This window comes from Ottowia beijingensis (assembly GCF_042680925.1).
Classification (GTDB): domain Bacteria; phylum Pseudomonadota; class Gammaproteobacteria; order Burkholderiales; family Burkholderiaceae_C; genus Ottowia; species Ottowia beijingensis.
In genome coordinates, this window is record NZ_JBHUEP010000005.1 from 678,481 (window position 1) to 702,483 (window position 24,003).

The window sequence follows — 24,003 nt, forward strand, 5'->3', positions numbered from 1 at the left end:
CCTGTAAGCGCTGGAGGTGGATACTCCCCTTTATTTTTGCGAGGTGGCTGAGGGCGCTCGCCCGCCGCCCACCGCATGCGCTCAAGCCGGATCCGGCGATTCCGGCGGCACCGGCCGCCTGGGCAGCCCGCGGTCCAGCTGCCAGAAGATGGCGGCCGACAGCATCGTCATCAGCCCGATCACCACGAAGGCGGCGCGGAACGCCGGCAGCGCGCTGAGGCCCGCGCCGGTGTCCAGCCAGTCGGCAAAGGCGTGCAGCAGCGCGGCGGCACAGGTCACGCCCAGGCTCATGCCCAGCATCTGCACCATCGAGAACAGGCTGTTGCCGCTGGCCGCTCGCGCCGGCTCCAGGTCTTTCAGCGTCACCGCGTTCATCGCGGTGAACTGCATCGAGTTGACGCCGCCGAACACCGCCATCTGCAGCACGCGCAGCCACAGCGGCTGCTCGGGCGTCATCAGCGCAAAGGCGGCGATCAGCGCGCCCAGCAGCAGCGTGTTGCCCACCAGCACCGGCCGATAGCCCCAGCGGGTGATGATGCGGGTGACCAGGCGCTTGGTGGCCATGGCGGCCAGCGCCACCGGCAGCATCAGCATGCCGGCCTGCGCCGGCGAGAAGCCCATGGCCAGCTGCATCAGCAGCGGAATCAGGTAGGGCATGGCACCCGAGCCGATGCGCGCGAAAAGGTTGCCCAGCACGCCCACGCGGTAGCTGTGCACACCGAACAGCGCCGGTGTGAACAGCGGCGCCGGGCTGCGCATGGCGTGCAGCCAGTAGGCGGCCAGCGCCGCCAGCCCCGCCACCAGCAGCAGCACCACCAGCGTGCGCGCCCAGCCCAGCCCGCTCATGCCATCCAGCGCCAGCGAGATGGCCACCATGGCCAGCACCAGCAGCGCGTAGCCGCCCAGGTCGAACCGGCCGGGGTCGGCATGGCGCAGGTTGGGCATGAAGCGCAGCGTGGCCAGCGCGCCGACGATGCCGACGGGGATATTGATGAGGAAGATCCAGTGCCACGAGGCCGCCTCCACCAGCCAGCCGCCGAGGGTGGGGCCGATCAGCGGGCCCATCAGGCCGGGGATGGCGACGAAGCTCATGGCAGCGACGAACTGGTCCTTCGGAAACTGCCGCAGCACGGTGAGCCGCCCCACCGGCAGCAACATGGCGCCGCCCACGCCCTGCAGCACGCGCGCCGCCACCAGCGCGTTATAGCTGGGCGCCGCCGCGCAGGCCGCCGAACCGGCGGTGAACAGCACGATGGCCAGCAGGAAGATGTGCCGCGTGCCGAAGCGGTCCGCCAGCCAGCCGGTGGCCGGGATGATGACCGCCATCGTCAGCGCATAGGCCACCACCACGGCCTGCATGCGCAGCGGCGATTCGCCCAGGCTGCGCGCCATGGCGGGCAATGCGGTGTTGACGATGGTCGAATCCAGCGTCTGCATGAAGAAGCCGATGGCCACCAGCCACAGCAGGATGCGTGGGTTGGCGGTGGGCGTGGGGGCGGCGGCGGGCACGGCGCGGGGCAGAAAAAAAGCGTGGCGCCTTGCGGGGCACCACGCTCGGGATGATAGGCGGCGCCGGTGCGCCGCGCTGTCAGGCAAAGACGCCAGCGGTCTCCGTCATGCGCTCGCTCACCTCGCCCAGGTGGTGCAGCGTGTCGCCGTAGGTCATCTCCATCTGCGTCAGCTTCTTGAAGTAGTGGCTGCCGGCGTACTCGTCCGTCACGCCGATGCCGCCGTGCAGCTGCACCGACTGCTGGCCGACGAAGCGCATCGACTGGCCCAGCTGCACCTTGGCGCGCGACAGCGCCTGGCGGCGCTCGGCCTCGGGCGCGTTCAGCTTCAGCGTGCCGTAGTAGCTCATGCTGCGCGCCAGCTCCAGCTGCATCTTCATGTCGGCCACGCGGTGGCGCAGCGCCTGGAAGGTGGAGATGGTGACGCCGAACTGCTTGCGCTGGTTCATGTATTCGGTTGTCAGCTTCAGCGTCTGCTCCATCGCGCCCACGCCTTCGGCGCACAGGCAGGCGATGCCGATGTCGACCGCGTGCGTCAGCGCCGTCAGGCCGTCGGTGGTGATCAGTGTGGCGGGGGCGTTGTCGAGCTTGACGTCGGCGGCGCGCGCCTCGTCCTGCGTCAGGTAGCCGCGCGTGCTTACGCCGCTGGCCGAGCGTGCGACCAGGAACAGGGACAGCTTGCCGCCCAGCTGCGCGGGCACCACGAAGGCGTCGGCCTGGTCGCCCGCGGGCACGATGTTCTTCAGGCCGGTGACGGTGTAGCCATCGCCGCTCTTGGCTGCAGTGGCCTCGCACACGTCGAGCTTGTAGCGCGCCTTGCGCTCCTGATGCGCCAGCACCACCAGCGCCTCGCCGCTGGCGATCTTGGGCAGCCAGGCGGATTTCACGTCATCACCGCCGTAGGCATGGATCACCGCGCTGGTGATGAAGGCCTGCGTCAGCGGCTCGGTGACGATGCCGCGGCCCAATTCTTCCATCACCACCATGGCCTCCACGGGCCCCATGCCCATGCCGCCGTGGTCTTCGTCCACGTAGATGCCGGTCAGGCCGAGCTCGGCCAGTTCGTTGTAGATGCCGCGGTCGAAGCCGCCGGCCTTGACGGTGGCTTGACGACGCTCGAAGTCGTAGCTTTTCTCGACCCATTTGGCGACGGCGTCGCGCAGGGCCTGCTGGTCGTCTGAGAAATCGAAGTCCATGTTTGTCTTCCTTTGTCTGTCCTGGCTCCCTCGCCCACTTGTGGGAGAGGGCAGGGGCGAGGGTGCGGCGTGTCCTGTCGATGCGCGATCCGCCCTCACCCCAACCCTCTCCCCGAGGGGAGAGGGAGAAATGCATGCTCAGCCGAGAACGGTTTGCGCGACGATGTTGCGCTGCACTTCGTTCGAGCCGCCGTAGATGGTGGTCTTGCGGTAGTTGAAGTAGCTCGGCGCCAGCGTGGCGTTGGCCACGTCGCCGCCCGGAAAGCCCTGCAGCCCGGCAGCCGCGGCTTGGTCGCCCTGCCAGCCGGCTTCCATGGCCTCGAAGATGTAGGGCATGGCGTAGGGGCCGGCGGCCAGCATCATCAGCTCGGTGTAGCGCTGCTGGATCTCGCTGCCCTTGATCTTCAGCAGGCCCGCGATGTCGAGCGCGTTGCGGCCGGACTTCTCGGCAGACAGCACGCGCAGCACCAGCATCTCGAGTGCCACGATGTCGACTTCGAGCAGCGCGATCTGGTCGCGGAAGCGCAGGTCGTCGTACACGCCTTCGGCCTTGGCGATGCGCTTCAAGCGCTCCAGCTCGCGCTTGGCACGGTTCACGTCGGCGATGTTGGTCCGCTCGTGGCTCAGCAGGTGCTTGGCGTAGGTCCAGCCCTTGTTTTCCTCGCCGATCAGGTTCTCGGCCGGCACCTCGACGTTGTCGAAGAACACGTCGTTGACCTCGCACTCGCCGTCCAGCAGCTTGATCGGCCGCACGCTCACGCCGGGCGACTTCATGTCGATCAGCAGGAAGGAGATGCCGGTCTGCGGCTTGCCCTCGTTGCTGGTGCGCACCAGGTTGAACATCCACTCGCCGTGCTGGCCCAGCGTGGTCCAGGTCTTCTGGCCGTTGACGATGTACTTGTCGCCCTGACGCTCGGCCTTGGTGCGCACCGAGGCCAGGTCGGACCCCGAGCCCGGCTCGCTGTAGCCCTGGCTCCACCACACGTCGCCGCTGGCGATGCCGGGCAAGAAGCGCTCCTGCTGCTCCTTGTTGCCGTAGGCCATGATCACCGGCGCCACCATGACGGGGCCGAAGGGCACGATGCGCGGCGCGCCGGCCATGGCCAGTTCTTCCTCGAACAGGTGCTTCTGCACCGCCGTCCAGCCCGGGCCGCCGAACTGCTGGGGCCAGCCGTAGCCGTGCCAGCCTTTCTTGCCCAGGATGCGCGCCCAGCGCTGCATGTCGTCGCGGCTCAGGCGTTGTGCCTTGTGCACTTTCTCCGAGATTTCCTTGGGCAGGGCGCCCTTGACCCACTCGCGGATCTCGTCGCGGAATTTCAGTTCTTCGGGGGTGAATGCCAGATCCATCAGATCGTCTCCTTGTCAGCTGGCTGATTTTTATCACGCTCGTCGCCGTTGTCGCGTCCGCCCGGCGACACGATGCCCAGCTCGGCGCACAGGCGTTGCACCGTGGCGCGCAGCGCGGCCACTTCGGCTTCCAGCGCGGATATGCGGTCATTTTGGCCTGCAGCGCCCGTTGGTAGGGCGCGAGCAGCTATCGAATCGGAAGTGGCTGCGATCTCGACCGGCCCGCACAGCAGCTGCGCCCATCGCGCCTCGCGTTCGCCTGGCGCACGCGGCAGGTGCACCACCAGCGGGCCGCCCTTGTCGTCGGGGCGCTCGGCCAGCTCGTGCAGAAAGCCTTCCACCGACGAGATGTCGGCAAAGCGGTGCCAGCGCTCGGCGTTGATGCGGAGCTCGCCCGCCGTCTGCGGGCCGCGCAGCATCAGCAGGCCCAGCAGTGCGGCGGACTGGTCGGGCACGCCATAGACGCGCTGGAAGTTGTGCTCGTACTTCGCCACCCGGCTGCCGTGCGATTCGACCACCAGGCTGAGCGCCTTCAAATCATCCAGCGCCTCCTGCGCCTGCGCGTCGGTCACGGTCATCACCGGCTCGCGGCTGGTCTTCTGGTTGCAGCCGGTGACGACGAGGTTGAGCGACAGCGGATAGGTGTCGGGCACCGTGCGCGCTTTTTCCATCAGCGTGGCCAGCACGCGGGCTTCTAGCGGGGTCAGGGGGCGGATCGGGTTCAAGCGGGCAAGGATAATCCGCGCGCCATGAAGCACATCGTCATCCTCATCTCCGGCACCGGTTCCAACATGGCCGCCATCGTGCGCGCGGCGGAGCGCGAGCGCTGGGGCGTGCGCCTGGGGGCGCGCGTGGCGGCAGTCATCAGCAACCGTCCGGGCGCCAAGGGGCTCGACTTTGCGCGCGAGCAGGGCATTGCCACCGGCGTGGTGGATCACAAGGCTTTCGACAGCCGTGAAACCTTCGACGCCGCGCTGCAGGCCGAGATCGACCGCCACCAGCCCGCGCTGGTGGTGCTGGCGGGCTTCATGCGCATCCTCACGCCGGGGTTCGTGGCCCATTACGCGGGGCGGCTGGTCAACATCCACCCCAGCCTGCTGCCAGCCTTTCCGGGCCTGCACACGCACCAGCGCGCCATCGACGAAGGCTGCAAGCTGGCGGGGGCCACGGTGCACCAGGTGACGGCCGAGCTGGACCATGGCCACATCCTGGCGCAGGCGGCGGTGCCGGTGCTGCCGGGCGACACGGCCGATGCGCTGGCCGCGCGGGTGCTGACGCAGGAGCACATCATCTACCCGCGTGCCGTGGCTGGTTTGCTTCAAACAATGTAGCTGCTGGCGCTTGCTGCACAAGCGCTGAAGCCAGTTTTCATTCGAAACGCACCGCCCAAGGTGCGACAATGCCGCCATGCACCCCAAAGCCCTGCTCGACGCCGCCACCGAACTGGTGCGGCGTGTTCTGTTGCTGGACCACCCGGCCGATACCGTGGTGTCGCGTTTCTTCCGCGAACACCGCGCGCTGGGCCCGCGCGAGCGCGCCACGCTGGCCGAGACGGCCTACGCCGTGCTGCGCCGCAAGCCGCTGTACGAGCACCTGGCGCGCGCAGGCTCGGGGTCGCGCGAGCGGCGGCTGGCCATCCTGGGCTTTCATGCGCCGCGCGACTTTCTCAAGCAGGCGCTGAGCGAGCCCGAGAAAGCCTGGCTCGACGCCTGCGATGCCGTGCCGCCGGCCGAGCTGGCGCCCGAGTACCGCCACAACCTGCCAAGCTGGCTGGTGGCGCCGCTGCGCGCGCAGGTGGGCGACGAGTTCGACACCCTGGCTGCGGCGCTGCTGGAGCCCGCGCCGCTCGACCTGCGTGTCAATACCTTGAAGGAAAAACGTGCCGCAGCGCAGGCAGAGCTTGCGCAGGCAGCTATCAAAGCCATAGAGACGCCGTATTCGCCCTGGGGCCTGCGCATCGACGGCAAGCCGGCGCTGCAGAAGCTCGACGCCTTCACGCGCGGCGCCGTCGAGGTGCAGGACGAAGGCTCGCAACTGCTGGCGCTGCTGCTGGATGCGCGGCGCGGCGAGATGGTGGCCGACTTCTGCGCTGGCGCCGGCGGCAAGACGCTGGCCATTGGCGCCACCATGCGCAACACCGGCCGGCTTTATGCGTTCGACGTGTCGGCGCACCGGCTGGATGCGCTGAAACCCCGGCTGGCGCGCAGCGGGCTGAGCAACGTGCACCCCGTCGCCATCGCGCACGAGCGCGACGAGCGCGTGAAGCGCCTGAAGGGCAAGATGGACCGCGTGCTGGTCGATGCGCCGTGCTCGGGCCTGGGCACGCTGCGCCGCAACCCCGACCTGAAGTGGCGCCAACAGCCGAAGGACGTGGCCGAGTTGCAGGCCAGGCAGCTCGCCATCCTGACCAGTGCGGCGCGCCTGGTGAAGCCCGGTGGCCGGCTGGTGTACGCCACCTGCAGCGTGCTGCCCGACGAGAACGAGGCCATCGCCGCCGCCTTCGGCGCCGAGCACGCGGACTTCGAGCCGCTGAACGTGGCCGAACTGCTGCAGGCGCTGAAGCTGCCCGACGCCGCGGCGCTGTGCACCACCGATGCGGCGCAGCCCGGCCAGTACCTGCGCCTGTGGCCGCACCGGCACGGCACCGACGGCTTCTTTGCCGCCGCGTGGCAGCGCAAGGGCTGAACGCGATCCGGGCAAACCGCACGAAAGCCGGGGTCGATCCCCTTGATCGGGGGGCGCAGCGCCCCTTTGCGCGGGGCCATCCCTAGAATCGGATGAGGGTGCCAGGGTTGCGGTGCCCCGGTCGGCGTTATGGGCGCCGCAACCGTTGTATTCCTTGAGCCGCCGGCCTTTGCCGCGCGCTCCATCCGCGAAAGACTCCCCGCTTCATGACGCTGCTTTTCGATTCCCCGGCCCTGAGCGCAGCCGCCGGCTGGCTGGCCCATGGCCTGCTGGGCCTGGCCTGGTGGCAGGTGGTGCTGATCGGCCTGGTACTGACGCACATCACCATCGTCAGCGTCACCCTGTACCTGCACCGCCATTCGGCGCACCGCGCGCTCGATCTGCACCCGGCCGTGCAGCACTTCTTCCGCTTCTGGCTGTGGATGACCACGGGCATGACGACCAAGCAGTGGACTGCCATCCACCGCAAGCACCACGCCAAGTGCGAGCAGGCCGAAGACCCGCACAGCCCGCAGGTGTACGGCCTGCGCAAGGTGCTGTGGCAGGGCGCCGAGCTGTACCGCGCCGAAGCCGCGAACGAGGAAACCCTGCGCCGCTACGGCCACGGCACGCCCGACGACTGGATCGAGCGCAAGCTGTACAGCCGCTGGTCCATGCTCGGCATCAGCCTGATGCTGGTGATCGACCTGCTGCTGTTCGGCGCCCTGGGCGCGGCGCTGTGGGCCCTGCAGATGGCGTGGATTCCGTTCTGGGCCGCGGGCGTGGTCAACGGCGTGGGCCACTTCTGGGGCTACCGCAACTTCGAGGCCCACGACGCCAGCACCAACCTGATCCCCTGGGGCATCGTGATCGGCGGTGAGGAGCTGCACAACAACCACCACACCTATCCCACGTCGGCCAAGTTCTCGGTCAAGCCGTACGAGTTCGACATCGGCTGGGTCTACATCAGCATTCTTGCCAAACTGGGACTGGCCAGCCCCAAGAAGACCCCGCCGCGCCTGGCCTATGGCGCCGTGCGCCCGGTGGCCGACGACCAGACACTGGAGGCGCTGATCGCCCACCGCTACGAGGTCATGGCCAGCTACGCGCGCCAGATGCGTGCCGTGTTCCGCCAGCAGACCGCCAGCGCCGGCCAGCCCACGGGCGCGCTGCGTTCGGCCCGCCGCTGGCTGCACCGCGATGCCGAGAAAGTGCCCGCCGCCGCCGTGCCGCAACTGGCCGAGGCGCGCGCCGCCTACCCGGTGCTCGACCAGATGGTGACCATGCGCGAAGAGCTGCGCCAGCTGTGGCTGAACACCGGCCGCACGCGCGAGCAGCTGGTGGCCGACCTGCAGGCCTGGTGCAGGCGTGCCGAAGACAGCGGCATCGCGGCGCTGCGCGACTTTTCGCTGAAGCTGCGCGCGGCACGGTAACCTCCCTGAGGCGCTGGCGCGCCTTCGCCCCTGAGGGGGGACGACGCTGGTGGCCGGGGGGACACCGGCCACGGCGTCCGCGCGTGGCCTGCTCCGCGGCCTTTTGCGGGCTTGCTGCGCAGCCCTGCTGGCGCTTTCTCCCTCTCCCTGCAGGGAGAGGGTTGGGGTGAGGGCGGCGTGCCTTGAATGGCGGGTTCCCCCGAGTGTGAGCGGCGTGTCTCCGCGTGAAAGAATGCCCCCATGCAGACCTGTGACGTGCTCATCATCGGCGCCGGCATCGCCGGCGCTTCGCTGGCCTGGCGGCTGTCGCGCGCGGGCCGTTCGGTGCTGCTGCTGGAGCGCGAGGCGCAGCCCGGCACGCACAGCACCGGCCGTTCGGCGGCGATGTTCATGGAGAGCTACGGCCCGCCCGGCGTGCGCGCGCTCACCCGGGCCAGCCGCGCCTTCTACCTGAACCCGCCCGCCGGCTTTGCCGAGCAGCCGCTGCTGCACCCGCGCCACGCGCTGTTCGTGGCCACGCCCGCGCAGCGCAGCGCACTGGCCGCGCTGCGCGACGAGCTGGCCGCCACCGGCACCGCGCTGAAGCTATTGAATGCAGAGCAGCTGGCGCAGGCGGCACCTGCGCTGAAGCCCGATTTGTTTGAACAAGCTATGCTCGACGTGGATGGCTACGACATCGAGGTCGACGCGCTGCTGCAGGGCTTTCTGCGCGGCGCACGGCAGGCCGGCACGCGCGTGCTGACGAGCGCTGTGCCCACGCAGGCCGGGCGCATGGGCGATGCCTGGCGCGTGGCGTTGTCGAGCGGCGAGACGGTGCAGGCGCGCACCGTGGTCAACGCCGCCGGCGCCTGGGCCGACGAGGTGGCGGCGCTGTTCGGCGCCGCGCCGCTGGGCATCGAGCCGCGCCGCCGCAGCGCCTTCACCTTCCGCCCGCCCGAAGGCGTGGACGTGTCCAACTGGCCGATGGTGGCCGATGTCGACGAGACCTGGTACTTCAAGCCCGACGCCGGCCAGCTGCTCGGCTCGCCCGCCAACGCCGACCCGGTGGCGCCGCACGACGTGCAGCCGGAAGAGTTCGACATCGCGCTGGGCATCCACCAGATCCAGGAAGCCACCACGCTGGAAATCCGCCGCCCCACCGCCACCTGGGCCGGCCTGCGCAGCTTCGTGCGCGACGGCGAAATCGTCATCGGCTTCGACGGCGCACTGCCCGGCTTCTTCTGGCTGTGCGCACAGGGCGGCTATGGCATCCAGAGCGCCGCCGGCGCCAGCCTGCTGGCGGCCAGCCTGATCGCCGGCGATGCGCTGCCCGATGAACTCACGCGACATGGCGTCAACCCCGCTGTGGTGTCGCCATCCCGCCTGCGTTGACAGCCATCAAATCATGAGCAATCTCGACCAAGCCCTGGGCCAGGCCATCGACCGCTACCGCCACGCTCGCCCGGCCAGCGAGCGCATCTTCAACGACGCCACGCTGGTGCTGCCCGGCGGCAACACGCGCAGCGTGCTGTTCTTCGCGCCGTTTCCGCCCGCCATGGTGCGCGGCGAAGGCTGCTGGCTGTGGGACGCCGACGGCCACCGCTACCTCGACGCGCTGGGCGAGTTCACCGCGGGGCTGTACGGCCATTCCGAGCCCGCCATCCGCGCCGCCATCGCCGAGGCGCTGGAAGACGGCCTCAGCCTGTCGTCGCACACCGCGCGCGAAGGTGCGCTGGCGCGCGAGGTGCAGCGGCGCTTTCCGGCCATGGAGCTGCTGCGCTTCACCAACTCGGGCACCGAGGCCAACCTGATGGCGCTGGCCTCGGCCTGCGCACACACCGGGCGGCGCAAGGTGCTGGTGTTCAAGGGCGGCTACCACGGCGGCGTGCTGGCCTTTGCCGGCGGCGGCTCGCCGGTCAACGTGCCACACGAGTGGATCGTGGCGCGCTACAACGACCTGGCCGACGTGCTCCAGCGCGTGGCGCCGCACCGGGGCGAGCTGGCCGCCATCCTGGTCGAGCCCATGCTGGGCTCGGGCGGCTGCATCCCCGGCGAAGTCGATTTTCTGCACGGCCTGCGCATGCTGGCCGACGAGTGCGGCGCGCTGCTGGTCTTCGACGAGGTGATGACCTCGCGACTGTCCTTCGGCGGCCGCCAGGCGCTGCTCGGCATCCGGCCCGACATGACCACGCTGGGCAAGTACTTCGGCGGCGGCCTGTCCTTCGGCGCCTTCGGCGGGGGCGCCGACGTGATGCAGCGCTACGACCCGCGCCACAGCGGCGCGCTGCAGCACGCCGGCACCTTCAACAACAACGTGCTCACCATGGCCGCCGGCCTGGCCGGGCTGACGCAGGTGCTGACGGCCGAGGCGCTGGATGCGCTGAACGCCCGCGGCGAGGCGCTGCGCGCGCGGCTCAACGCGCTGCTGGCCGAACGCGGCGTGGCCATGCAGTTCACCGGCCTGGGGTCGCTGATGCAGATGCAGTCGCTGGCCGGCCCGCTGCGCAGCGCCGACGACCTGGCCGCGGGCGACGACCGCGCGCGGGCGCTGGTGTTCTTCGAGCTGCTGGCGCGCGGCGTGTTCATGGCGCGGCGCGGCTTCATGGCGCTGTCGCTGCCGTTCGACGAGGCGGCATGCGACCGCTTTGCGCAGGCGCTGGAGGAAGTCGTCAGCGCGCAGCAGGCGGTGCTGCCAAGGCGGTGAACGATGCGCCGCTGCCGGCTTGATGGTTCATCAATGGTCTAAAAAAGGGGGAGTATGTGTCTCCAGCGCCCGTCTGCCGGGCGCTGGCGGCCTGTATGGTGGGGAGTATATGCTGGTGATGCGCGGCATCACCGGTTCGCGCGGCAGCGCGCCGGACCAGCTCAGGCGCCGGCCAGCGCCCGCAGCCCGTTCAGATCCAGCAGGTTCAGCACGCGGCCCGAGCCGCTGATCAGGCTGCGTTCGCGCAGGTGGCGCAGCACGCGCGACAGGGTTTCGGGCGCGATGCCCAGTTGCGCGGCGATCATGCGCTTGCGCTGGCGCAGCATCACGGCCAGCGTGCCCGGCGCGTCCTGAGCCGGCTCGGCGTGGCGCAGCAGCCATTCGGCGCAGCGCGCCTCGGCGTCCTTGGCCAGGCGGCTGACGGCCAGCTCGGTCTGCTGGCGGTGCGCGCGGGCCACGTCGCGCAGCACGCTGCGGGCGGCCTCGGGCAGGGCGCGCACACCGGCTTCGAAGTCGGCCAGCGGCATGCGGCGCAGCTTCACCTCGGAATCGGCGATGGCGTCGACCAGCGGCGCCAGACCCAGCACGGCGCAGGTGGCGTCGAGCCAGCAGGGGCCTTCGATCATGCCCAGCTGGTGCGTCAGCGCGCCGTTCTCGGCAATCCCCAGGGCCACGCGGCCGCGCTCGATGTGGATCACGTGCGCGGCAGGCTCAGCGCGGCGCATCAGCGCGGTGCCGGGCTGCAGGATGCACGGCTCACCCGGCCAGTCGATGGAGGTGGGAGTCAGCATGCGGCCACTTTGCCCGGCGGCCGTGCCCCGGGCATTGACCCATGTCAACCGGCGGGCAATCGGCCCGGCGCGGCTGGTTGGGGCACGTTTCCAGGGTTACAGCACCAGCAGGGCGCGAAAGTCGTTGACGTTGGTGTGCGTCGGCCCGGTGACGACCAGGTCGCCCAGCGCCTGGAAGAAGCCGTAGGCGTCGTGCCGGGCGATGTGTTCGGGCAGGCTGATGCCGGCGGCCTGCGCGCGCGCCAGCGTGTCGGGCGCCACCAGCGCGCCGGCGTTGTCTTCCACGCCGTCGATGCCGTCGGTGTCGGCGGCCAGGCCCCACACGCGCGGCTGCGCCTGCAGCGCGGCGGCCAGGCCCAGGCAGAACTCGCCCGCGCGCCCGCCGCGGCCGGGGGCGGCGCCTTCGGGCCGGGGCCCCAGCGTGACGGTGGTTTCGCCGCCGCTCAGGATCACGCAGGGCGGGCTGAAGGCGCCATGCCCCTGCGCCACGGCGCGGGCCAGCGCGCCGTGCATGCCGCCGATGTCGCGCGATTCGCCTTCGATCTCGTCGCTGAGGATGTGCGCCGCCAGACCCATGGCACGCGCTGCTTCGGCTGCCGCCGCCAGCGATTGCCGCGGCGTGGCGATGAGCCGGGTTTCGTGGCGGGCGAACACCGGATCGCCGGGCTTGGGTGTTTCCAGCGCGCCGCGCTCCAGCGCCTGCAGCACGGCGGGCGGCAGGGCGATGCGGTGGCGCCGCGCCACGGCCAGCGCATCGGCGCAGGTGCTCTCGTCGGGCAACGTGGGGCCGCTGGCGATGACGGACAAGTCGTCGCCGGGCACGTCGCTGATGGCCAGCGTGAGCACGCGCGCCGGCCCGCAGGCCGCTGCCAGCCGCCCGCCCTTGATGCGCGACAGGTGCTTGCGCAGCACGTTCATGTCGTGGATGCCGGCGCCGCTGGCCAGCAGTTCGCGGTTGATGCGCTGCTTGTCGGCCAGCGTCAGCCCCTCGGCCGGCAGTGTCAGCAGGGCCGAGCCGCCGCCGGAGATCAGGCACAGCACCAGGTCGTCGGCGGTCAGGCCCTCGGCGAGCGCCAGCAGGCGCGCGGCGGCTTGCGTGCCGGCGGCGTCGGGCACCGGGTGCGCGGCCTCGGCGATCTCGACGCGCTGCGGCACCCCCGCCGGGCGCGGCGGCACGTGGCCGTAGCGCGTGATGACCAGTCCGCCCAGCGGCGCATCGGCCGGCCAGGCGGCCTCCAGTGCGTGGGCCATGGCGCCGGCCGCCTTGCCGGCGCCCAGCACCACGGTGCGGCCGCGTGGCGGGGGCGGCAGAAAGCCGGCCAGCACCTGCGCCGGCTGTGCGCGCGCCACGGCGGCCTGGAACAGGTGCAGCAGGAAGTCGCGCGGTTGCGTGGCCGGGTCGGGGGCGAGCATGGGCGGTGCGGATCGGGTGGCGCCTACAGTTTGTAGAACGCGCGGATAACTTCCCAGGCCTCCTCGGGCGTGTCCACCACCTCGTACAGCGCCAGGTCTTCCGGCGCGATGGCGCCTTCTTCCACCAGCATGTCCAGGTTCAGCAGGCGGCTCCAGTAGTCGCGGCCGAACAGCACGATGGGCACGGGGCGCGCCTTGCGCGTCTGCACCAGGGTCAGCACCTCGAACAGCTCGTCCAGCGTGCCGAAGCCGCCGGGGAAGGCCACCAGCGCCCGCGCGCGCATCAGGAAGTGCATCTTGCGCAGCGCGAAGTAGTGGAACTTGAAGGTCAGCTCGGGCGTGACGTAGGGGTTGGCCGACTGCTCGTGCGGCAGGGCGATGTTCAGGCCCACCGAGGGCACGTCGACGTCGGCTGCGCCGCGGTTGGCCGCCTCCATCACGCCGGGGCCGCCGCCGGTGCAGATGAACAGCTTTTCCTCCTGCGGCTGGCGCAGGCTGTAGGTGGCCACGATGCGGGCGAAGTCGCGCGAGGCCTGGTAGTAGCGCGACGTGCGCACGGCGCGCTCGGCCAGCGCCAGGGCCTGGGTGTCGCCGCTGGCCTGGGCGGCGGCCAGTTGCTCCTGCGCGATCTCGGGCGCGACGAAGCGGGCGCCGCCGTACACCACCACGGTGCTGTGCACGCCGGCGGCCGTCAGCGCCAGTTCGGGCTTGAGCAGTTCGAGCTGGAAGCGGATGCCGCGCGTTTCGGGGCGCAGCAGGAACTCGGGGTCGGCAAAGGCCAGGCGGTACGAATCGGGTTGCAGCGGCTCGCCGCGGTCGGCATGCGCCTGCAGTTCGGCCCAGGCATCGGCCAGGGGCGAGCGGGTGGAATCCTTGATGTCTTGGGTGCTGTCCATCATTTGCTATTGTTATTGAAGCTGCTGGCGCAATATACACGCCCGCCCATATGAAAAAAGCCCCGAAACGGGGCTTGGGCGTGCGTTGGCGGATGGGCCGCGCGCGTCAGACGCGCTTGCGGTATTCGCCGGTGCGGGTGTCGATCTCGATCTTGTCGCCCTGGCTGACGAACAGCGGCACGGCCACTTCGAAGCCGGTGGCTATTTTTGCCGGCTTCAGCACCTTGCCCGAGGTGTCGCCCTTGACGGCTGGCTCGGTCCAGGTGATCTCGCGCTCGACGGCGGTGGGCAGCTCGACCGAGATGGCCTTGCCGTCGTAGAACACCACCTCCACGGCCATGCCGTCTTCCAGGTAGTTCAGGGCGTCGCCCATGTTCTCGGCCTCGACCTCGTACTGGTTGTACTCGGTGTCCATGAACACGTACATCGGGTCGGCGAAGTAGGAGTAGGTGCACTCCTTGTGGTCCAGGATGACCTGGTCCATCTTGTCGTCGGCCTTGAACACGACCTCGGTGCCCATGTTGCTGAGCAGGGCCTTGAGCTTCATGCGCACGGTGGCGGCGCCGCGGCCGCCGCGGGCGTATTCGGTCTTCAGGACGATCATCGGGTCCTTGCCGTGCATGATGACGTTGCCGGCGCGGATTTCCTGGGCGATTTTCATGGTGGTTCCAGTGTGAGAGGTGAGCGGGTGCCGCTCGTGCACCGGACTGAAGCCGCCGTGTGCGCTGCGGCGTGAGAGCGAAGGTGTCGGCGCGTGTGGCGGGGCTTGCGTGCCCGCTTTTCGCCCGCGCCGGGCGTGTTTCGCGAAGCCTTGGATTCTAACCCTTCCGGGCGACGAAGCGGAGCAGTTGGGTGGCCAGGTCGTCCTGTGCCTGCGGCCGCTCGCGCGCGGCCTGCACGCAGGCGCGCCAGGCGGACAGGTCAGGCAAGGGCAGGGCGCCGGGGGTGACGCCGTTCCACACGTGGTGAAACCGGCGCAGCGACGCGGGCGCCTGCAGCCAGTCGAGGAAGGCGTCGAGCTTGGCGTGGTGCGCGTTGTCCTCGGGCTGCGGGTAGATGTGCCAGACAAAGGGCGCGCCGGCCCACAGGGCCCGCACCAGCGAATCCTCGCCGCGTACGAAGTTCACATCGCTCGCCCACAGCAGCTCGTCGTAGGCCGTTTGCGGCAAGTGCGGAAGGTATGAAATTGATAGCTGCTTGCGCTCGTCAATCCAGCGCTGCAGGCCATTTTCATGCTGAATCACCTGCTGCACTGCATCGGTGGCACGGCCTGCGGCGACCAGCAGGCGGGTGGGCTCGTCGCCCTCCGCCCAGGCACGCAGCAACTGGCCCAGCGCGGGCGGTTCGTAGCAGAACAGCGAGACCAGACGCTCGCCGCGCCAGTCGACGCCGTGGGTGCGCAGCCAGTCGGCACGGTTGAATGCGGCCTGCCGCGCGGGCAGATTGGCTTCGCGCAACAGGCCGCCGGTGGCGGGCGTGAAGCCTGGGTAGAAGAACCATTTGGTCCAGCCCGCCGCCGGCCCGTGCAGCACGGGCGAGGGCAGGGTGTGCATGCGCTCCACATAGGATTCGGCGCTCAGGTATTCGAGGTTGATCCACACCGGCGGTTTCCAGCCATTTTGGCCTTCAGCGCCTGTCTGGACTGCGCCGGCAGCTACGAATTCAGGAGGAATCTCGCAACCAAAGGCTTCGACCCACACGTCGGCGCGCGGCAGGTTCAACAGGCCGGGGGCGATGGGCTGCGTCCACGGCAGCACGCGCACGCTGGGCACGGCGCCTTCTGTGGCACCGGGTGCCATCCAGGCCAGGGCGCGGGCGTCGTCCACCCACAGCCGCACCTGTTGCCCGCGCGTCGCCAGCTCGCGCGACAGGCGCCAGCACACGCCGAGGTCACCGTGGTTGTCCACGACCTGGCAGAAGATGTCCCACAGGGGCGGCGAAGCAGGCACGCGGCGATTGTGCCTTTGCATAGGCGAGCCAAGGGCGTGCGGCGCCCCTCCGTACACTCGCACGCATGAGCGAACCCGCACCGCCCACCGGCGATCTGCCTGCCGCCAACACGCCCCCGCGCCACAGCCCCGAGCTGCTGGCGCAGGTGGCCGCGCTGCCTGGCCTGCCGGGCGTGTACCGCTATTACGACGCGGGCGGCAACGTGTTGTACGTGGGCAAGGCGCGGCACCTGAAGAAGCGCGTGTCGAGCTACTTCGCGCGCGACCACGGCGGCACGCGCATCGGCCACATGGTGAGCAAGATCGCGCGGCTGGACACCACGGTGGTGCGCTCCGAGGCCGAGGCGCTGATACTTGAAAACAACCTCATCAAGCAGCTCGGGCCCAAGTACAACATCCTGTTCAGGGACGACAAGAGCTACCCCTACTTGAAGATCACGGGCACCGGCCACGCCCACGATTCGGCCGACGGCGCGCCGCGCCCCGAGGCCTATGCCCGCATGGCCTATTACCGCGGCGCCACCGACAAGCGCCACCGCTACTTCGGCCCCTACCCCGGCGCCTGGGCGGTGAAGGAAACCATCCAGCTGATGCAGAAGGTGTTCCGCCTGCGCACGTGCGAGGACACGGTGTTCGCCAACCGCACGCGGCCCTGCCTGCTGTACCAGATCAAGCGCTGCACGGCACCATGCGTGCGCTACATCAGCCAGGAGGACTACGCTGCCGACGTGGCGCATGCCGAGCAGTTTCTGCGCGGCGAAACACAGGACCTGCTGCACCGGCTGGAGCAGCGCATGATGGCGCACGCTTCAGACTTGGAGTTCGAGCAGGCGGCCGACATCCGCAACCAGATCGCGGCGCTGTCGCGCGTGCTGCACCAGCAGGCGGTGGAGGTGGGGGGCGATGCCGATGTCGACATCCTGGCCGTCAAGGTGCAGGGCGGGCGCGCCTGCGTCAACCTGGCCATGGTGCGTGGCGGGCGGCACCTGGGCGATCGGGCCTACTTCCCGTCGCACGTCGAGGACGCGCATGCCATTGCCACCGAGCGCGACGACGACGAACTGCCCACGGTGGAGGCGCAGGTGCTCGACGCCTTCATCGCCCAGCACTACCTGGGCGTACCAGCGCCGGCGCAGCTGATCACCAGCGAGCCGGTGTCGAAGTCGCTGCTGCAGGCGCTGTGCGACAAGGAAGAGTTGAAGATCACCGCCACCCACGCGCCGCGCGGCCAGCGCCGCGTGTGGCTGGAGATGGCGCAGCAGAACGCCGCGCTGCAACTGGCGCGTCTGCTGGCCGAGGAGGGCTCGCAGCAAGCCCGCACCCGCGCGCTGGCCGAGGCACTGGATCTGCCGGTGGAGAACCTCGACGACCTGCGCATCGAATGCTTCGACATCAGCCACACGGCGGGCGAGGCCACGCAGGCCAGCTGCGTCGTCTTTCAGGGCCACCGCATGGTGAGCGGCGAATACCGCCGGTACAAGATCGAGGGCATCACCGGCGGCGACGACTACGCCGCCATGCGCCAGGTGCTGGAGCGCCGCTACGGCAAGATCGCCGAGGCATTGCACGAGCAGGGCGACGCCGAGGCGCTGACGCGCGCCGCGCGCATGCCCGACTTGGTGCTGGTCGACGGCGGCAAGGGCCAGGTGGCGATGGCGCGCGAGGTGTTCGAAAAGCTGGGATTGAACCTGTCGCTGATCGTCGGCGTCGAGAAGGGCGAGGGCCGCAAGGTGGGGCTGGAAGAGCTGGTGTTCGCCGACGGGCGCGAGAAGGTGTACCTGGGCCACGATTCGGCGGCGCTGATGCTGGTGGCGCAGATCCGCGACGAGGCGCACCGCTTTGCCATCACCGGCATGCGCGCGCAGCGCGCCAAGGTGCGCGTGGGCGGCAGCCGCATCGAGGAGATTCCAGGCGTCGGGCCGAAGAAGCGCGCGCGCCTGCTGCAGCGCTTCGGCGGCGTGCGCGGGGTGGAGGCGGCCAGCGTGGACGACCTGATGACGGTGGACGGCATCTCGCGCGCCCTGGCGGAAGAGATTTACCGGGCGCTGCATTGACGCGGTAGCGCCGCTGCCACGGCACACCGGCGCACCGGCGCGCGCGTCAAGCCGTCATGCGCTCTTGTCCGTCATATCCGCCAGCAGCGCGCTCATGGATTCGGCGTTGATCTTGGTCTTGAACGCCACCGGCACGCCCTGCGCCTGTAGCGCGCTGAAAAAATGTCGTGCGCTGGCAATCTTCCACTGCTCGCGCTGCGGAATCTCGCCGCGTTGCGCGTAGCCCTTGGTCTCCACCACCAGATACAGCGCCTGCGCCTTGCCGCCCCGATGCAGCACGTAGCCGAAGTCGGGGTTGTATGCGCCCAGCGGGGTTGGAATGTCGATGCGCGGCAGCTTGGCGAACACGGTCACCGCCGGCTGCGCCGATTCGTCCACTGTGTCGCGCTCGATCTGGCTGTCCACCGGCATCAGCGACTCGGCGTAAAGCGAGCGCTCATGCACCGCCGGATTGGCGATGGCGTGCGTCTCCGCCCCGCACAGTGCCAGTGGAATCGTCTTCAGCAGATGACCGCTGTTGTCGGTCAGCGCGGTTTTCACCCGCACCTCGCGCAACTCGTAGCTGATCTTGTTGATCACCAGCTCATGAATGCAGCGCGTGAACAGCTCGCGCAGCGTCACCAGCGCGCGGTTCTCGTTCAGGCGAATCTGCGCGAACTTGTCCGCTGGCATGCGCGCCAGGATCGTGCTCACCGTCTGCACCGACAGTCGCGTGCTGTTGGCCAGCTCGCGGACAAAACCCGCCAGCGTCATGACCGAGTGCGTCAGCACCTGGTAGTCGGCCACTTCGCTGCGCACGCCGTCCAGCCGCTGCACGCCCGCCGTGCGTGTGGTCGAAACGGCCAGCGGCTTTACCTCGAAATGCGCAGCGATGGCGGCCAGCGCGTGCTCGATCAGCTCTGGCGTGTCCACCTCGTAGCGCAGCACCGCATCGCGGTTCAGGCTCTCCCACAGCGCCTTGAAATGCGCGTACTGGTCGGCGCGCGGCGTCAACACGGCCGGCGTGCGGTCTTGCTTGTGCCTCACCTGGCCGCTGCCTTCGTAATACAAGTCCAGGTAGCGCAGCATGGCCTGCGCGCTCTCGGGCGGCAGGTTCGGCACCGTGGCCAGCGCCGCCACGATGCGCTCGCGCTGCGCCTGGTACTGCGCGCGCGGCCACAGCAGCGTGGCCTGGCCGCTGTCGTCGTCCAGCTCGATCAGCCCGATGGCGGCCAGCGCGTCCAGCACTTTGTTGGCCTGGCGCGTGCTGGTGGCCACGCCGTATTCGGCCAGCACCGCGTCGTCGAACACCGCCGACACCCGCCGCACGCTGGCCGCGCTGATCTCGCCCTGGATCGCGCGCACGAAATCGCCTTCGCTGGCCGGCACCACCACCGCCAGGTCGTTGATGGTGTCGAACTGCGGGTCGTCCGCCGGCAGGCGCTGCAACCGCTGGTCCACCGCCAGCCGCAGCCCGCGCCCAATCTGTTGCAGCCGTGTGATGCGCGAATGGCCCGGCGCCAGCTTGCACAGCGTGAACACGTTCGGGTTGTCCCAGCCCTCTTGCAGCGCCCACATGCTGAAGATGAAGCGCAGGTCGGTATCGAACGACAGCAGCCGCTCCTTGTCCTGCAAGATGAGCTTGATCGCCTCCTCCTCGCCCTTTTCGCTGTGCGACCGGGCAAAGTAGCCCCGGTGCACGCGCGCCACATCATGCGCGCTGCGCGCCAGATAGGCGCGGTAGTCGGGCGTCAGATCCTCGCGCGCCAGCATGGCGGCCAGTTGCGCGCTGTAGTGCCGCTCGAACAGCTCGCGCAACACCGGCGCGCGCTGGCCGTCGGGCAGGTACTTGCCCACCGAATCAATGAAGAACAGGCTGATCGCCTTGATGCCGCGTGCGAACAGCATCGCCTCGCGCTCGAAATGGTTGGCAATGGCGCGCGCGATCAACTGTGACTGCACCTCGTCGGCCAGCATGCCGTAACCCACCGGCACCTCCAGCGGCAGCGCCAGCCCATTGGTGAACAGCAGCTCGCCCTTGGTGATCTTCTCCACCACGTGCCCGTCCAGATACGGCAGCCCCGTGCGCTCGCCCAGGTTGTCGCGCGCCTGCAAGGTCACCGTGGCGTTCTGCCCGCCCGCCCGCTGGTAGCGCACCTGCGCCGCGCGCTCCTTGGCCGTGCCGCTCACCTGCGTCAGCGTCAGCGCCTCGGCCATGTCGGCGCCCGTGCCCACCGTGTCCACCGTGATGCCTTTCACCAGCCGCTGGCGAAACGCCTCCAGGCTGTCCAGCGTGTAGATCAGGTTGATGAACTCGTCGCGGCGAAACGTGGCGCCAAAGCGCAGCGTCAGCAGCGGGCGAAAGCGCGTCAGATACTCCTGCGTCTGCTTGCCCTCGAAGCGGTGCGGCTCGTCGATGATCAGCACCGGGCGCATCGCCGCCAGCGCCTCCATGTAGCTCTTGGCATGGCCGAACAGATTGGCCTCCACCCCGCGCCGGTTGATCAGCTTGCTATCGCCTGCGAACGACTGGTAGGTGGCCACCAGCACCGAAATGCCCCGGTTCGGCGCGTGAATGAAACCCGCCACCGCCTTGTCCGAATAATTGGTCACGCGAATGTGCTGATTGCCGTATTCACGCGCGAAAAACGCCGCCGTCGTTTGCAGGCTGCGCAGCGTGCCCTGGCGAATGGCGTTGCTGGGCACCAGCACGATGAACTTGGCCAGACCGTGTTTCTGGTACAGCCGGTGCATCGTCTCGATGAAAGTAAACGTCTTGCCCGTGCCGGTTTCCATCAGCACGTCCAGTTGCAACGCGGGCGTGGGCAGCGCGGGCGTGGCCGTGCTGGCCACCTGCACCGTGCCCGCGTCAATCTGGTTGTCGGCGCGAATGCGCTCGATATTGGCGCGCAGCGTGGCCGCTGCCTCGTGCGGCGCAAACGTGGGGTTGGCGTGTACATCGGCCGGCGCGATAAAGCGCACGTCGGCAAACACCTGCTCCACGCTGTCCACCGCGCGCGCCTGGTAAGCCAGGCGGGTGTATTGAAATTGGGGCTGAATCATCGTGCGCTCCGGTCTGCCTCAGCCGCGCAGGCGCAGCTTGTCCTCGGACAGGTGCAGCACCTCCAGCAGCGTTTTCAGCCCCAGCAGGAAGTTGTCGTCATGCACCCAGGGCGCGTACACGCTCAGCGCGCGAATGGGCGCGCCCGCCGCCTGCGCGTCCTCCACCAGGGCGCGCAGCGCCTCGGTGTCCACCGCCCGCAGAATGAACAGCACGTCGTCCGCGCGCCACGCCGCGCCGTCCAGCAGCGGCGCCAGCCGTGCCGTCAGCGGCAGCCCTTCGGCCAACAGCAGGTTGTAAAGAACTTTGGCCTCCAGCCCTTGTGTGGCGGGCGCAAGCAGCTCCTGAAAGCGCAGCAAATCGGCCTGCGCCGCATCTGCCAGCGGCTGGTGCAGCACCAGCGCGTCGGGGTCATCCACCAGCTCGAACACGCGAAAACCCGTGTCCACGGCGGTCGCGTGGGCGTTGGTGGTATCGGCCTTGATCTTCGCGCCCGCGCGGCGCAGCCGCTCGGCGGTGATCTCGAAAATCGTCGCCTCGGGCTTGCCCAGCGTCTGGGTCACGAAGTGGTGTGCGTCTTTCTGCTTCTTGGCTTCGATGGGCTGCGGAATCTGCACCAGGATGAAGCGGCGCTGGCCGCCGTCCTCGGCATTCAGCCGCATCACCGCCTCGCCGGTGGTGCCGGAGCCGGCGAAGAAGTCGAGGATGAGGTCGTCGTCGCCCGTGCTCGTTTGCGCAAGTGTCTTGATCAGGAAGGGTGACTTCGGGGAGGGGAAGATTTTCGATTTCGTGCCGAATAGCTGGTTCAATTCCCTCTGTCCCTTTTCCGTATAGAACAGCTTGTCTTGCAGAATCGTTTTCAGCATCTTGCTGGAGCCGCTCGCATAACTCTTTCGGAAAATCTTCCAACGACCTTTCACTTCCTTGCCGAGCAACAGGTCGATTTCCTTGGCTGCTTTCGTTCGATCCCAAGTCCAGCACCCCTCGAATCCGTCATCCCAGTCAGGGACAACTTCCACATCGCCATTCGTGCGATACAGCGAGACATCACCATCCGGGTTGACGAAAAGCGGGTAGTGCAAATTCCTGCGGTTGTGCTTGCCGAACTCTCGGTGCGTGTTCCGGAGCTCGAGCAACCGGTAGCGTTCGCCTTCGTCATCCACCAAGTCGTAGTCGGCCTCGATTTCTTCCGCGTCCTTCTCGATGGCAAGGGCACCCTTTTCGAGTGTCGTCCGACTGTAGGCAAGAATGAAATCGTGGTTTGAGGCGAAGAACTTGTCCTGTGAGCGCCCTTTTGGATTGGAGAGCAGGGTCAACTGCCCGACAAAATTCTCCTGGCCGAACACCTCATCGCACAGCAGCTTCAACTGCGCCTGCTCGTGGTCGTCGATGCTGATGAAGATGACACCATCCTCGCGCAGCAGATCCTTCGCCAGCAGCAGCCGCGGGTACATGAAACTGAGCCAGCCGCTATGGGTGCGCGCACCGTAGATGTTCTGGATGTATTCGAGCGCATCGGCCTTGTAGCCAAGCGTCTTGAGGATTTCCGTCTGGCGCGCGCTGAAGTCGTCGCGGTAGATGAAGGCGTCGCTCTGCGTGTTGTAGGGCGGGTCGATGTAGATGAGCTTGACGGCGCCAAAGTAGCTTTGCCGCAGCAGGCGCAGCGCGTCGAGGTTGTCGCCCTTGATGAGCAGGTTGCCGGTGTCGTCCCATCTCTCGCTGTCTTCAGGCCGGGGCTGCACGATTTTGGACGTGGGCACGAAGGCGCTGTGGTAGGCCTCGCGCTTGCCGGCCCAGCGCAGTTCGTAGCCGTCTTCTTCCACACGCACGCCGGCGGGGTTGGCCGGGTCCAGCGCCTGCTGGATGGCGGCCGCGCTGACGCTGACGTGGCCGTGCTCGTCGGTCTGCACGGCGGCGGGAAACAGCTCGCGCAGCAGCTCCAGTTTTTGCGCGGCGGGGCTGGGGGCGGTGAAGAAGGGGCGGGGTTGGGGCTGGGTCATGGCGCGCGAGGGGGAGTGGGGCCGGGCAGGGCGGGCAATGTTAGCCCGGCTGGCCCAGCGCCCTCACCGATGGCAACGAGGGGCGTGCTGCGCGACGAGGCGGCTTTGGCCTTGTCGTGGCGCATGTGCTTCTGCGCCAGGCGCCGCCTGGTGCGGCGCGCTGTTATCGGCTTGCAAAGAGTTTGCCGCGTGCGGCATCGATCACGCGCGCTGCCTGCGATAAGGTGTTCGGGTTGGTATATGGGGGTATATGTATGAAATCATTTATTGATAGGCGCTAAAAGACATATAGTTAGGGAGTATATGGTTTGCTAGCAGGCTATTACCAAGGTCCGCGGTCATGGGCGGGTGCGGGCGTTCGGGCGCGAGGCGCCGCGCTTGCACAGGGCCGCGCAGCAGGCGGGCGGGGCGGCAGGCACTGGGGTGGGCGCGGCGTTGGGGCGTGACACAATCGCCGCCATGTTCTTCACCGTGCCCACGCTGCTGACCTGGACGCGCATCGTCGCCATCCCGCTCATCGTCGGCGTGTTCTACCTGCAGTGGCAGCCGGCCACGGCCAACCTGGTGGCCACGGTGATGTTCATCGTCTTCGCCTGGACCGACTGGCTCGACGGCTACCTGGCACGAAAGCTCAACCAGACCTCGTCGTTCGGCGCCTTCCTCGATCCGGTGGCCGATAAGTTCCTCGTCTGTGCCAGCCTGCTGGTGCTGGTGCACCTGCAGCGCACCGACGTGTTCGTGGCGCTCATCATCATCGGGCGCGAGATCGCCATCTCGGCCCTGCGCGAGTGGATGGCCAAGATCGGCGCCAGCAAGAGCGTGGCCGTGCACATGCTGGGCAAGCTCAAGACCACGGTGCAGATGGTGGCCATCCCGTTCCTGCTGTACGACGGCACGGTGCTGGGTAGCATCGACACGCGCTGGTGGGGCAATGTGCTGATCTGGGTGGCGGCGGTGCTGACGGTGTGGTCGATGGTGTACTACCTGCAGAAAGCCCTGCCCGAGATCCGTGCGCGGGTGAAATGAGTT

18 protein-coding genes are annotated in these 24,003 nt (G+C 68.6%); 7 read left to right on the top strand and 11 right to left on the bottom strand.

Going from position 1 to position 24,003, the window contains the following annotated elements; translation table 11 throughout:
- Positions 1 to 81: 81 nt before the first annotated feature.
- The 4 genes from mdtD to ACFSCU_RS06575 form a co-directional block, all read right to left on the bottom strand.
- Positions 82 to 1,509 (bottom strand): multidrug transporter subunit MdtD, encoded by a 1,428-nt coding sequence (gene mdtD, locus ACFSCU_RS06560; protein WP_308645862.1) that lies wholly within the window; start codon positions 1,507 to 1,509, stop codon positions 82 to 84.
- A 79-nt stretch (positions 1,510 to 1,588) separates the two neighbouring features.
- Complete coding sequence (locus ACFSCU_RS06565; RefSeq protein ID WP_257645807.1) at positions 1,589 to 2,704, bottom strand: acyl-CoA dehydrogenase family protein; 1,116 nt, start codon at positions 2,702 to 2,704, stop codon at positions 1,589 to 1,591.
- A gap of 138 nt (positions 2,705 to 2,842) precedes the next feature.
- On the bottom strand, positions 2,843 to 4,051 hold the full coding sequence (locus tag ACFSCU_RS06570; RefSeq protein WP_180550989.1) for an acyl-CoA dehydrogenase family protein: 1,209 nt from the start codon (positions 4,049 to 4,051) through the stop codon (positions 2,843 to 2,845).
- Positions 4,051 to 4,776 (bottom strand): YceH family protein, encoded by a 726-nt coding sequence (locus ACFSCU_RS06575; protein ID WP_377560210.1) that lies wholly within the window; start codon positions 4,774 to 4,776, stop codon positions 4,051 to 4,053. The genes ACFSCU_RS06570 and ACFSCU_RS06575 overlap by 1 nt, the downstream gene beginning before the upstream one ends.
- 24 nt (positions 4,777 to 4,800) lie before the next feature.
- Here ACFSCU_RS06575 and purN point away from each other — a divergent pair, with 24 nt between their 5' ends.
- From purN to ACFSCU_RS06600, 5 genes are all read left to right on the top strand, one after another.
- Positions 4,801 to 5,382: a phosphoribosylglycinamide formyltransferase gene (gene purN, locus ACFSCU_RS06580; protein WP_180550990.1), complete on the top strand. Its 582-nt coding sequence runs from the start codon at positions 4,801 to 4,803 to the stop codon at positions 5,380 to 5,382.
- A 76-nt stretch (positions 5,383 to 5,458) separates the two neighbouring features.
- Entirely contained in the window at positions 5,459 to 6,736 is a 1,278-nt protein-coding gene (locus ACFSCU_RS06585; RefSeq protein WP_180550991.1) for an RsmB/NOP family class I SAM-dependent RNA methyltransferase, read from the top strand.
- Positions 6,737 to 6,942: 206 nt separating this feature from the next.
- Positions 6,943 to 8,148: a DesA family fatty acid desaturase gene (locus tag ACFSCU_RS06590; RefSeq protein WP_180550992.1), complete on the top strand. Its 1,206-nt coding sequence runs from the start codon at positions 6,943 to 6,945 to the stop codon at positions 8,146 to 8,148.
- Positions 8,149 to 8,388: 240 nt separating this feature from the next.
- Complete coding sequence (locus ACFSCU_RS06595; RefSeq protein WP_180550993.1) at positions 8,389 to 9,519, top strand: NAD(P)/FAD-dependent oxidoreductase; 1,131 nt, start codon at positions 8,389 to 8,391, stop codon at positions 9,517 to 9,519.
- 13 nt (positions 9,520 to 9,532) lie between these two features.
- Positions 9,533 to 10,831 (top strand): aspartate aminotransferase family protein, encoded by a 1,299-nt coding sequence (locus tag ACFSCU_RS06600; RefSeq protein WP_180550994.1) that lies wholly within the window; start codon positions 9,533 to 9,535, stop codon positions 10,829 to 10,831.
- A 161-nt stretch (positions 10,832 to 10,992) separates the two neighbouring features.
- Here the strand turns inward: ACFSCU_RS06600 and ACFSCU_RS06605 are convergent, their stop codons facing one another.
- The 5 genes from ACFSCU_RS06605 to earP form a co-directional block, all read right to left on the bottom strand.
- Positions 10,993 to 11,622 carry a Crp/Fnr family transcriptional regulator gene (locus ACFSCU_RS06605; RefSeq protein WP_180550995.1) on the bottom strand — a complete coding sequence of 210 codons (630 nt, stop codon included), beginning with the start codon at positions 11,620 to 11,622 and terminating at the stop codon, positions 10,993 to 10,995.
- Between the two features lie 96 nt (positions 11,623 to 11,718).
- Complete coding sequence (locus ACFSCU_RS06610; protein WP_377560211.1) at positions 11,719 to 13,035, bottom strand: glycerate kinase type-2 family protein; 1,317 nt, start codon at positions 13,033 to 13,035, stop codon at positions 11,719 to 11,721.
- Positions 13,036 to 13,058: 23 nt separating this feature from the next.
- On the bottom strand, positions 13,059 to 13,931 hold the full coding sequence (locus ACFSCU_RS06615) for an LOG family protein (protein WP_180550996.1): 873 nt from the start codon (positions 13,929 to 13,931) through the stop codon (positions 13,059 to 13,061).
- A gap of 106 nt (positions 13,932 to 14,037) precedes the next feature.
- Positions 14,038 to 14,592 (bottom strand): elongation factor P, encoded by a 555-nt coding sequence (gene efp / locus ACFSCU_RS06620; RefSeq protein WP_180550997.1) that lies wholly within the window; start codon positions 14,590 to 14,592, stop codon positions 14,038 to 14,040.
- A 157-nt stretch (positions 14,593 to 14,749) separates the two neighbouring features.
- Positions 14,750 to 15,880: an elongation factor P maturation arginine rhamnosyltransferase EarP gene (gene earP / locus ACFSCU_RS06625; RefSeq protein WP_308645863.1), complete on the bottom strand. Its 1,131-nt coding sequence runs from the start codon at positions 15,878 to 15,880 to the stop codon at positions 14,750 to 14,752.
- A 65-nt stretch (positions 15,881 to 15,945) separates the two neighbouring features.
- Between earP and uvrC the strand changes: the two genes are divergently transcribed.
- Entirely contained in the window at positions 15,946 to 17,934 is a 1,989-nt protein-coding gene (uvrC, locus tag ACFSCU_RS06630) for an excinuclease ABC subunit UvrC (RefSeq protein WP_377560212.1), read from the top strand.
- 54 nt (positions 17,935 to 17,988) lie between these two features.
- Here the strand turns inward: uvrC and ACFSCU_RS06635 are convergent, their stop codons facing one another.
- Positions 17,989 to 20,976 (bottom strand): restriction endonuclease, encoded by a 2,988-nt coding sequence (locus tag ACFSCU_RS06635; RefSeq protein ID WP_377560213.1) that lies wholly within the window; start codon positions 20,974 to 20,976, stop codon positions 17,989 to 17,991.
- 18 nt (positions 20,977 to 20,994) lie between these two features.
- Positions 20,995 to 22,884: a site-specific DNA-methyltransferase gene (locus tag ACFSCU_RS06640; RefSeq protein ID WP_377560214.1), complete on the bottom strand. Its 1,890-nt coding sequence runs from the start codon at positions 22,882 to 22,884 to the stop codon at positions 20,995 to 20,997.
- A 549-nt stretch (positions 22,885 to 23,433) separates the two neighbouring features.
- On the opposite strand from ACFSCU_RS06640, the gene pgsA reads away from it, so the two are divergent.
- A complete protein-coding gene (pgsA, locus tag ACFSCU_RS06645) occupies positions 23,434 to 24,000 on the top strand; it encodes a CDP-diacylglycerol--glycerol-3-phosphate 3-phosphatidyltransferase (protein WP_180551002.1) in 567 nt (188 codons plus the stop codon).
- Positions 24,001 to 24,003 lie beyond the last annotated feature (3 nt).

Bases quoted from the DNA above. Each gene is read 5' to 3' on its own strand.
- ACFSCU_RS06585 (WP_180550991.1), top strand. From the start codon at position 5,459: ATGCACCCCAAAGCCCTGCTCGACGCCGCCACCGAACTGGTGCGGCGT.
- efp (WP_180550997.1), bottom strand. From the start codon at position 14,592: ATGAAAATCGCCCAGGAAATCCGCGCCGGCAACGTCATCATGCACGGC.
- ACFSCU_RS06635 (WP_377560213.1), bottom strand. From the start codon at position 20,976: ATGATTCAGCCCCAATTTCAATACACCCGCCTGGCTTACCAGGCGCGC.
- ACFSCU_RS06565 (WP_257645807.1), bottom strand. From the start codon at position 2,704: ATGGACTTCGATTTCTCAGACGACCAGCAGGCCCTGCGCGACGCCGTC.
- ACFSCU_RS06600 (WP_180550994.1), top strand. From the start codon at position 9,533: ATGAGCAATCTCGACCAAGCCCTGGGCCAGGCCATCGACCGCTACCGC.
- ACFSCU_RS06595 (WP_180550993.1), top strand. From the start codon at position 8,389: ATGCAGACCTGTGACGTGCTCATCATCGGCGCCGGCATCGCCGGCGCT.
- ACFSCU_RS06590 (WP_180550992.1), top strand. From the start codon at position 6,943: ATGACGCTGCTTTTCGATTCCCCGGCCCTGAGCGCAGCCGCCGGCTGG.
- ACFSCU_RS06605 (WP_180550995.1), bottom strand. From the start codon at position 11,622: ATGCTGACTCCCACCTCCATCGACTGGCCGGGTGAGCCGTGCATCCTG.
- uvrC (WP_377560212.1), top strand. From the start codon at position 15,946: ATGAGCGAACCCGCACCGCCCACCGGCGATCTGCCTGCCGCCAACACG.
- ACFSCU_RS06610 (WP_377560211.1), bottom strand. From the start codon at position 13,035: ATGCTCGCCCCCGACCCGGCCACGCAACCGCGCGACTTCCTGCTGCAC.
- ACFSCU_RS06615 (WP_180550996.1), bottom strand. From the start codon at position 13,931: ATGGACAGCACCCAAGACATCAAGGATTCCACCCGCTCGCCCCTGGCC.
- purN (WP_180550990.1), top strand. From the start codon at position 4,801: ATGAAGCACATCGTCATCCTCATCTCCGGCACCGGTTCCAACATGGCC.
- ACFSCU_RS06570 (WP_180550989.1), bottom strand. From the start codon at position 4,051: ATGGATCTGGCATTCACCCCCGAAGAACTGAAATTCCGCGACGAGATC.
- pgsA (WP_180551002.1), top strand. From the start codon at position 23,434: ATGTTCTTCACCGTGCCCACGCTGCTGACCTGGACGCGCATCGTCGCC.